This is a genomic window from Bordetella muralis (assembly GCF_965139205.1).
GTDB classification, from domain to species: Bacteria; Pseudomonadota; Gammaproteobacteria; order Burkholderiales; family Burkholderiaceae_B; genus Bordetella_A; species Bordetella_A muralis.
Window position 1 is genome coordinate 66,600 of sequence record NZ_CBCSIU010000021.1, and the last position, 7,356, is coordinate 73,955.

At 56.0% G+C, this 7,356-nt stretch carries 6 protein-coding genes; 5 read left to right on the forward strand and 1 reads right to left on the reverse strand.

The features are described 5' to 3' along the window. The first annotated feature begins 25 nt into the window (after nt 1-25). The 4 genes from ACNA0I_RS22380 (at nt 26) to ACNA0I_RS22395 (ending at nt 4,686) form a co-directional block, all read left to right on the forward strand. The gene (locus ACNA0I_RS22380; protein WP_415808240.1) at nt 26-1,441 is read left to right on the forward strand and encodes a sensor histidine kinase; all 1,416 of its coding nucleotides are present in this window, start codon (nt 26-28) and stop codon (nt 1,439-1,441) included. Nucleotides 1,442-1,556: 115 nt separating this feature from the next. Continuing rightward, complete coding sequence (locus tag ACNA0I_RS22385; RefSeq protein ID WP_415808233.1) at nt 1,557-2,555, forward strand: Bug family tripartite tricarboxylate transporter substrate binding protein; 999 nt, start codon at nt 1,557-1,559, stop codon at nt 2,553-2,555. 170 nt (nt 2,556-2,725) lie between these two features. Next, nucleotides 2,726-3,163 carry a tripartite tricarboxylate transporter TctB family protein gene (locus ACNA0I_RS22390; RefSeq protein ID WP_415808234.1) on the forward strand — a complete coding sequence of 146 codons (438 nt, stop codon included), beginning with the start codon at nt 2,726-2,728 and terminating at the stop codon, nt 3,161-3,163. Then, nucleotides 3,160-4,686 carry a tripartite tricarboxylate transporter permease gene (locus tag ACNA0I_RS22395; protein WP_415808235.1) on the forward strand — a complete coding sequence of 509 codons (1,527 nt, stop codon included), beginning with the start codon at nt 3,160-3,162 and terminating at the stop codon, nt 4,684-4,686. The genes ACNA0I_RS22390 and ACNA0I_RS22395 overlap by 4 nt, the downstream gene beginning before the upstream one ends. Nucleotides 4,687-4,806: 120 nt before the next feature. On the opposite strand, the gene ACNA0I_RS22400 is transcribed toward ACNA0I_RS22395, so the two are convergent. Then, nucleotides 4,807-5,973 (reverse strand): pyridoxal phosphate-dependent aminotransferase, encoded by a 1,167-nt coding sequence (locus ACNA0I_RS22400; RefSeq protein ID WP_415808236.1) that lies wholly within the window; start codon nt 5,971-5,973, stop codon nt 4,807-4,809. Between the two features lie 273 nt (nt 5,974-6,246). Between ACNA0I_RS22400 and ACNA0I_RS22405 the strand changes: the two genes are divergently transcribed. Next, entirely contained in the window at nt 6,247-6,453 is a 207-nt protein-coding gene (locus tag ACNA0I_RS22405; RefSeq protein WP_094823955.1) for a cold-shock protein, read from the forward strand. Nucleotides 6,454-7,356: the final 903 nt, after the last annotated feature.

A 7,356-nucleotide genomic window follows, 5' to 3' on the forward strand; every position in this document is an offset into this window, starting at 1 on the left:
GCCGCGCCATCGCACCCTGAAATCATTGTTGTTGTGGTGGCTGATTCCGGCCCTAGTTTTCATCATGTTGATAGCTTTGTGGCTGTCAAACTATCAACTGCGCAACCAGGTCGATCAGGCATATGACCGTGCCCTCGCGGGAGCGCTGCGTTCTATCGATCACAACATATCCACAGCCAGCGGTGGACTAAGTCTCGAGCAGCCGTATTTGATGCTTGAATTTTTCGAGCTCACTGCCAATGGCAACGTGTATTACCGCATCGCTACCGAAGACGGGTTGGCAGAAATCGGCAATCAGGACCTGCCTTTGCCGAATAAGCCCCTGATTTCAGGACAACCGCAGTTTTTTAACGCGCAATACCAAGGCTTATCGTTGCGTGTCGCGGCCTTGGCCAGGCCGATGGATCCCCCTCTGTACAACAACCGCGGCGGCCGGGTAATCGTGCAGGTTGCCGAATCACTGGAAACCCGTGAAAATTTTCTAAATCAGTCGTTAGTACGTGCGCTCGAGCGCGACATCGTGGTGATACTGATTGTGGTGCTGGTGGTGGTCTGGAGCGTTTTTCGGGCAGTGCGTCCTCTCGAACGGTTACGCCAGGATGTGGAAAAGCGCTCAGCAGACGATTTAAGCCCCGTAGACGCGCCGGACATCCCAAGTGAGGTCGCTCCCTTGGTCGATGCCGTAAATCTCCATATGAGCCGTTTTACGGCTCAGGCGAGGGTCCAGCGCCAGTTCCTGGACGACGCCTCGCACCAATTGCGCACGCCCTTGTCCGTTTTGCGGACCCAGACGGCTTATGCACTGCGGGAAACCGACCCGACCGAAATACGTACGGCCCTGCTTGCCATGCAAGAGGGCCTGGATCGAGCGGTGCGCACCACCAATCAGATGCTGGCGCTGGCACGCGCCAAAAATGCGTCGCTGAGCGAAGCCGGCTTGGTCCCCGAAGAAGTCGACCTGGTGGATATCGCCCAGAACGTCATTCGCACATTGTTGCCCGCCGCACGGGGGCGCCACCTTGATCTGGGACTTGAAGCCTCGAGTCTGCCCGTTCGCATCCAAGGTGTTGATTGGTTGCTGCGTGAAGCCCTCAGCAATCTGGTCGACAACGCCATCCGCTATACGGCACCAGCGAGCCAAGTCACTGTGCGCGTCTACGCGGACGAGCGCTATGCCCGGGTGACCGTTGAAGACAGCGGGCCGGGCATGTCATCAGCAGATATTTCCCAAGCCAGCGTACGTTTCCGCCGTGGTGCCGCAGGCAAAAACAAGCCAGGTGCCGGTTTGGGGTTGGCTATCGTCGGAACCATCGTGGAAATCCATGGTGGCAGATTCGTGTTGGAGAACCGGCAACCGCAGCCTGGACTGCGTGCCGCACTAGTGTTTACCCTAGGTTCATTCCCAAATGCTGCATTGCGGCACGAAATTGCGGGAAATTGAAAGGTTCCGGAAAGGCCGGATTGAGTACGGTTGCGATCCGTTGGTCATGGATCCCGTCTTGTGGGCATGGCCGGCTCACGATGACATCTAAAAAGCGATTCACGGAGACCGCAAGATGCAACTCTTTCTGAAAGCCCGCCTGGCCGCAGCATTTGGCGCATGTGCCCTGGTTTTGGGTATGGCAACCGCCCACGCTGCCGACGAACCTCGTCGGCCCGAATGTATTGCTCCCGCCCAGCCTGGCGGCGGCTTTGACCTGACCTGCCGTCTGGCTACCGAAGGCCTCAAGCAGAGCGGCGCACTGAAATCCGCCATGCGTATCGTCTACATGCCCGGCGGCATTGGTGCCGTGGCGTATAACAACGTGGTCGCACAACATCCTGACGAGCCCGGCAGCATCGTGGCGTTCTCGGGTGGTTCGCTGTTGAACCTGGCGCAAGGCAAGTTCGGCAAATACAACGTCAACGACGTGCGTTGGCTGGCAGGCATCGGCACCGACTACGGCGTAGCTGTCGTACGCGATGATTCCCCCTACAAGGATCTGAAGAGCCTGATGGAAGCCTTCAAGCAGGATCCGACCAAGATCGTGCTGGGCGCAGGTGGTACTGTAGGCAGCCAGGATTGGATGAAAGCCGCCCTGACTGCCAAAGCCGCAGGCGTGGATTTCCGCAAAATGCGTTTCGTTGCCTTCGAAGGCGGTGGCGAGGCCGTAACGGCACTGCGCGGCGGCCATATCCAGGCATACATGGGTGACGCTGCCGAAGCTTTCACCATGCTCGAAGGCGGCGCACCGATCCGCGTGCTGGCAGTGTTCAACGATGAACGTCTGCCCGGCAAACTCAACGCAATTCCCACGGCGAAAGAGCAGGGCTACGACATTACCTGGCCCATCATCCGTGGCTTCTATGTCGGTCCGAAGGTCTCGGACAAGGACTACCAGTTCTGGGTTGATGCTTTCAACAAGATGATGGCTGCGCCGGAATACGCCAAGCTGCGTGATCAACAAGGCCTGTTCCCGTTCCAAAAGACGGGGCCTGAGCTGGATGCCTACGTCAAAGAACAAGTCAAAAAATACGAAGAGCTGGCTGATAGCTTCGGCCTGATCAAAAAGTAAAACGCAATCTGTAGGTTTAGCCGGCGGGCGCCCGAGGCAGCAGCAAGCCGAGGGCGCAGCGTGGCGACCTTTTCCGGGGGCGTCAGCATCCGACGCCCTGTTTTGCGCCGCCTTGGTCGCCATGCATGCACCGCGTGAACCCCGGCGCGCCGATTTCAGGACAAGAGATCATGACTGATCGAACTCTGGGTATTTGTGCCCTGTTCCTGGCTGCCTTCATGACATGGGCCGGCTGGGGTATCGAAGCACCTTTCGCTTACGAGCCTGTCGGGCCGCGCGCCTTTCCGATGCTGATTGCCTTGATGATCGGGTTGTGCGGGCTGCGTCTGGCAATCAAGGGCGGCAACCCTGTCGAAAGCAATCCTCCCGGTGCCAATTCGCGCATTGCGCTGATGGTGTTGGGCGCGGCGGCTTATGCGTTTCTGTTTCAGTGGTTGGGCTTCATCATTGCGACCATGTTGATGACGGTTTACGTTGGTCGTCTGTTTGGCGGTGCGTGGCTGAAATGCGTGACCGGCGGCGTGATTATGGGCGTTTTCTTCTATTTCTTGTTTGACAGAGCGCTGGACGTTGTCTTGCCCGCCGGTCTGCTGGGAGATCTGCTATGAGCGGCATCGTCGATCATTTATCTATTGGCTTTGGCGTCGCGTTTTCGCTGACTAATCTGTTGGTTGCGGCGATCGGTTCTTTCATCGGCACGATGGTTGGGGTCTTGCCTGGCCTGGGTCCTATCAACGGCGTGGCAATGCTGATTCCGATTGCATTTGCGATGAACCTGCCGCCGGAAACTGCTTTGATCTTGTTGGCCGCGGTATATGTCGGGGCTGAATACGGTGGGCGCATTACATCGATCCTGTTGAACGTGCCTGGCGAAGCCAGCGCCATCATGACGACGTTGGATGGTTATCCATTGGCGCGTCAAGGCATGGCTAACGTTGCATTGTCGTTGTCTGCATGTTCGGCGTTTGTCGGCGCGATCGTGTCCGTGACAGGCATCATTTTGCTGGCGCCGATGCTGGCCAAGTGGGCATTGGCGTTCGGTCCAGCCGAATATTTTGTGCTGATGGTTTTCGCGTTCTGCTGCTTGACGAGTCTGCTGGGTAAACAACCCATCAAGGGCGTACTGGCTGCGATGATAGGTTTGGGCATTGCAGTGATCGGCGTGGATTCCAACTCGGGCGTGTATCGCTACACTTTCGATTCGGTGCACTTGGCTGATGGTATCGACTTCGTGGTGGTGGTGATCGCGCTATTTGCCGTTGCCGAGATGCTGGAGATGCTTGAAAAAGTCGTGGCCGGACACAGCATCGAGGTCAAGTCCAGCGGTCGCAAGCTATTCAACCTGAAAGAGCTGGCGTTCACGTGGTGGAGCATCGTGCGCAGCTCGCTGGTAGGGTTCGGCGTGGGTGTGTTGCCCGGTGCTGGTGCCAGCGTTGCCGCTGCCGTGGCTTACTCCCAGGAAAAACGCATTATCGAAAGCAAAGATCCCAATGCCAAGTTTGGCAAAGGCGATATGCGGGGACTGGTTGCACCGGAATCCGCCGCAACGGCGTCGGCGATTGGTTCCTTTGTGCCGATGTTGACGCTGGGTGTCCCGGGATCGGGTACGACGGCCGTCATGATGGGGGCGCTGACGCTCTACAACATCACGCCGGGCCCGGTATTGTTCGATACCAAGCCCGAACTCGTGTGGGGCCTGATTGCTTCGTTATTCATTGCGAACGTCCTGTTGTTCGTCATGAACGTACCGATGGTTCGTGTGTTTTCCAAGGTACTCTCCGTACCTGGTTGGCTGATGGTGCCAGGCATCCTCAGCATCAGCTTCATCGGTGTGTATGCGATCAACTCCGGTACGTTTGACCTGTTGATGGTGGTCGGTATCGGTACGATTGGGTATTTCTTGCGCAAGTTCGGCGTGCCCATGGCGCCATTGGTCCTCGGGGTCGTGCTCGGCGACATGATGGAACAGAACCTGCGCCGTGCCTTGTCCATCACCAATGGCGATGTTGCCGTCTTGTATCAAAGCTCGGTGTCGATCGGTCTGTGGATCGCCGCGATTGCTGTTGTCGTGGTTCCGCAACTGTTGCGAAAACTGCGTGAAAATCGTAAATCGGAACAGGCCGCCGCCTGAGTCGGTGAATGAAAAATGGGGCCAGAAGGATGTTCGCCTTCTGGCCCCATTTTTTGGAAGGTCTACGTGCGATGCTTGGCGCCGTGCTGGGCAGATACAGTCACTAGCGTCTAAATCGATTTAAACGCCCGCTAAGCGTTCAATCGCCTGATCCAGGGTCGCGTCCTTCTTGGCGAAACAAAAGCGCACCAGGCGATGATTAGAGGCCTCTGCGTCGGGGTGTTGATAAAAGGCTGATATCGGGATGACAGTGACGCCATGTTGCACCGTCAGATCTCGAGCGAAGTCTGCTTCGGATTGCTTGGAGATCTCGCTGTAATCGGCCAACATGAAAAACGTGCCGGGGCTGGGCAAAGGTTTGAACCGGGTATTGGCCAAGCCAGCTGTCAAGCGGTCCCGCTTGGCTTGGTAAAACGATGGCAGCTCGGTGTACGGCTTGGGATCCTGCATGAATTCCGCCAATGCAAACTGCATGGGCGACGATACGGTAAAGACCATGAACTGGTGGACTTTGCGCAGCTCGGTACTGAGTTGGCGCGGGGCGCAGCAATAGCCGATTTTCCAGCCCGTCGTGTGATAGGTCTTGCCGAACGAAGAAATGACAAACGCGTGTTCAGCCAGCAGCGGCCGAGTGGCCAGGCTGGCGTGAGGTTTCCCGTCAAACACGATGTGTTCGTAGACTTCGTCTGAAAGCAGCAAAATACCGGTATCCCGGACAATGCTCTCCAGGGCATCCAGATCGCTTTCCTCGAGCACCACGCCTGTGGGGTTGTGCGGGAAGTTCAACATCAACAAACGAGTACGAGAAGTGATGGCATCACGCACGCGTTGCCAGTCGATGCGGTAATACGGGTCTGCCTCTGTCGGTGCACGCAAGGGCACCGGTACGGCCGTGCCGCCGGCCAAACGGATGGCTGGCAAGTACGAGTCGTAGCAGGGCTCGATGACAACGACCTCATCACCGCTGTTGACGGCCGCCAATACGGTAGCCATCAAGGCTTCAGTGGCCCCGCTGGTGACGGTAATCTCGGTTTCGGGATCGTAGCGGTGGCCATAAAGAGCCAGCGTCTTTTCTGCAATAGCCTGGCGTAATGGCGCCACGCCAGGCATGTAGGGGTACTGATTGTGTCCTGCGGCCATGGCGCGCGACACCAAATCACATAAGCGCGCGTCCGGGTCAAAATCGGGAAAACCTTGTCCGAGATTAATGGCTTGATGTTCGATAGCCAACCGGCTCATGACAGTGAAAATGGTGGTGCCCACATCAGGCAGCTTGGATCGGATCATGGCAATAATGCAGCTAGGGGTGAAATAAAAAGCGAACGGGCAAGTATCCCATTAACTCGGGAATGCGATTCTGATTAGTCCCGATTTATGACCGATATATTGCCTCAACGCTGATATGGAAAAAATGCGACATACGGGTAAACAACTATTTGTTTCGTCAAAGATGCGTGAGTATGCTAAGTCTCGCAGTTGATTCAAGCGTTGTACGAGCCTATTTCTAGTCGGCGTCCTTGATTCACTAGCATTCATTTTTATTATCGGGACGCTACACAAATGGTTCAGAAGGGCAAAGTCAAATGGTTCAACGCCGATAAGGGTTTCGGCTTTATTACGCCGGACGCCGGCGGTACGGACGTATTCGCACATTTCTCGGCCATTCAGGGGCGCGGTTATCGCAGCCTGAACGAAGGCCAGGAAGTGGAGTTCGAAGTCAAGGACGGTCCGAAAGGACCTCAAGCGGCCGAAATTCGCCCGCTTTAATTCGGGAAATCCCGTTTTTCCCGTGAGCCAGGTTTTACCTGGCTGCAACGCCCCGTGGCCGTATGGCTCCGGGGCGTTGTCGCATTTGCGTGCTCGCGATCCGACAGGCCGGCATAACGGGGTGAGTGTGAGGCTGTGGATAATGTTGGGAATAAGTTTGTGGATAAGGCCTGAATCCAGCGGTGGGACGAGTTTCGAGCCAGAGGCAGGCTCGATGCCTCGAAACGTGGGTTTTGCACAGAAATACTATATAGATATCTTGACCCATAGTGATCAGGCTATCGCCGCTGATTATCGTCCTGTTTATTCGCGCCCGGGCATTTTTACGTGGTTTTTCAAGGCTTAAGGCGGCAAGCTTGTGACGAGCTCGCAGGAAAGGTTCCATCAGGATCAATATTTTCTGTGCTCGCATACGGAAAATTCGAGGGGCGAAAGCTCAGTTGTTCACAAAGATATCCCCAGGGGCTATGTGGGGGTTTTCTGTGTGATTTTGGGTTTTATACGGGGCAAGATTATTTGTGGATAGATTTGTGATTATCAGTGCCGGAACGATGGCACTAGTGTTTCGATGAGAGCTTGTTTTCGAGTAAGGGGCCGAGTTATCCAACTCGGCTTTTTTTATTCTTTGATATCGCAAAGATATCCACTGGGTGGATGAGGAGGCTGAAGGTGAAGGTCGGAGTTTGTGGACAAGTTGTGGTGGCAAGTTTCAGGTGAAACAGGGCGTGAGTAGTTGGGGGTTCGCCTGGGTGGGAGTTTTGTGGATAACGTTTGGTGGGTGGAGTTGCGGGGGAGGGGGTGTGGATAGTTGCTGGTTTGACAGGCCCTGGATAGTAGGGGTGTTGGTCGGTTGTGGATAAGAGTTCTTCTGGCGTTGAGCGGGGGAGGAAGCGGTGTGGGGGC

Excerpts from the sequence above, each read along its gene's own strand:
- ACNA0I_RS22385 (WP_415808233.1), top strand. The coding sequence starts at position 1,557 with ATGCAACTCTTTCTGAAAGCCCGCCTGGCCGCAGCATTTGGCGCATGT.
- ACNA0I_RS22390 (WP_415808234.1), top strand. The coding sequence starts at position 2,726 with ATGACTGATCGAACTCTGGGTATTTGTGCCCTGTTCCTGGCTGCCTTC.
- ACNA0I_RS22395 (WP_415808235.1), top strand. The coding sequence starts at position 3,160 with ATGAGCGGCATCGTCGATCATTTATCTATTGGCTTTGGCGTCGCGTTT.
- ACNA0I_RS22400 (WP_415808236.1), bottom strand. The coding sequence starts at position 5,973 with ATGATCCGATCCAAGCTGCCTGATGTGGGCACCACCATTTTCACTGTC.
- ACNA0I_RS22405 (WP_094823955.1), top strand. The coding sequence starts at position 6,247 with ATGGTTCAGAAGGGCAAAGTCAAATGGTTCAACGCCGATAAGGGTTTC.